Genomic DNA, 1816 nt, shown 5'->3' with positions numbered 1-1816 from the left:
CGACGGATGACATCGACAAGCCTGATTTCGACTTTTTCGATTCCTGTTGCGTTTCTTTGTTCGGCTCAGGTGAGCCTGTTTCTTCGTCCCGGCCCACAGGATTTCCCACGCGAGCGTGTCGAGACGCAGTCAAGGCTGGCCGGTGCGATGGCGCCGCGGCCGGCTGCGAGGCTTCCAGGCCACGCCTTGACTGCGTCGAGCACGGCGCCATTCTGGAGCGGACCGAGGGCGTCGGTCGTGCCGCCAGATTTCCTTGTGCTATATTTGTCCGGCACGGACGACCACGTGGCAAAGAGTGGTGCGAGAGGATGAGAGTGCCGCCACGCAGCCGTTATAGTCGTTCCTCCTTTGTGGCGTCCGTGCGCCGCTTCGGCCCGCGTGGCCGCCAATGCCGAACCATCAGCTCGTAGGCACGTTCGGCATTCTCGGCCGCGGCTTTCTCGCTGTTTCGCAACTCCTTCACGTTGTAGGCGTAAGCCGAACCGCGGCGACCAACACCGCGCTCGCCCGGCGCACCGGCCTTGAGAGCGAGCTGCCTCTGCTTTGCCGCCACCAGCGCCGGGCGAGCCCAGAAGTAGTCCTGCTCCTTTGTCAGCAGATGCCAGATCAACACCGCGAGCTTGCGGGCGAGTGCCACGGCTGCGACCTGATGGCCACGCTTGTTGCGGATGCGTAGGAAGAAGGCTCTGAGCGGTCCGGGCGCCTTCGCCGCCGCCCAGGCGGCCTCGACCAGCATGGCGCGGGCATGGGAACGCCCATGTTTGCTGATCCGGCCATATTGCGCCAAGCCAAGACCGGATTGGCGCACACGCGGATTGAGGCCGAAGTAGCTCACCAGCTTCTGCGGTTCGCCGAAGCGGTGGATATCGCCGACCGCGGCGATGATACCGCTCGCGACGATGGCATTGACGCCGGTGATCGTCTGAAGCCGCCGGACTTGCACATCATCAACCGCTTCCCGGGCGATGTCGCGATCGAGGTCGGCCAGATCCTCGGCCAGGCGGTCGATCTCGCGGATGTGGCGGGCGATGGCGGCCCGCTCGTCGTCGGGAAGCACCTGCCGCTCGAGCCAGGCGCGACCGCGATTGTTGAACAGATCGGCATGCGGGCACTTCGGCACGAGGTGCGCCTGCAGGATGCCATGCACCTCGTTCTTCACTCGCGTGCGATGCCGCACGACCTGGTTGCGCCGCGCGACGAGGCGGCGAAGCCGCTCAGTCCGCTCATCGGGAACCCAGACCTCCGGCAGAAAGCCGCTGGCATGGAGCTGCGCCAGAACGCCGGCATCGATCTTGTCGGTCTTGATCCTGGCATGAGCGATCGCCTTCACCTGCATCGGGTTGGCGACAATCACCCGGCCGACATAGGGCCACAGAACCCGCACCACCGCCATGGCGTTGCCCGTAGCCTCGACGACAACCTCATCCGTCCGTCGCAAACTGCGGCCGAACCCTTCCAGTCCCGAGCGGGTCATGTCGACCCGTCCGTCTTGGCGCAGCCGGCCGTCTTCCCAAACCACCACCTCCGCAAAGGTGCGGTGGATGTCCATTCCAATCACACGTCTCATCGGCTCCCTCTCCTCAAACAGTCGGGAGCCGGCGGGCGACGCGACACCTACGGATCCGCGCTCTCGGCGCAACCGGGCAGGTCGCAGGGGCGGCCAGCTACTAACGCGAGCTCGCAGCTCATCGAATACATCGGCCTGCCCGCACTTGGCGTGCTCCCGGTGCCCCTGTCCCGGATGGTCGCACCATACGCCGAAAATCGCTCATCTCCAGCGGGGATCGGATGGCACCGTCATGATCATACCGGTTAC

Annotated in this window: 1 protein-coding gene; it reads right to left on the bottom strand. The window is 65.1% G+C overall.

Annotated features, from left to right (window positions below; genetic code table 11):
- Window positions 1-331: 331 nt before the first annotated feature.
- Window positions 332-1549, bottom strand: a complete 1218-nt coding sequence (locus tag NKH12_RS30300; protein ID WP_352956465.1) for an IS110 family RNA-guided transposase — start codon at window positions 1547-1549, stop codon at window positions 332-334.
- Between the last annotated feature and the right edge of the window lie 267 nt (window positions 1550-1816).

This window comes from Mesorhizobium sp. M1322, from assembly GCF_040318085.1.
Classification (GTDB): Bacteria; Pseudomonadota; Alphaproteobacteria; order Rhizobiales; family Rhizobiaceae; genus Mesorhizobium.
The sequence above is the reverse complement of the archived record's forward strand: the minus strand, read 5'-3'. Positions and strand labels throughout refer to the sequence as shown.

What these genes read in the sequence shown, in the direction of transcription:
- NKH12_RS30300 (WP_352956465.1), bottom strand. Translation starts at nt 1,549, where the DNA reads ATGGACATCCACCGCACCTTTGCGGAGGTGGTGGTTTGGGAAGACGGC.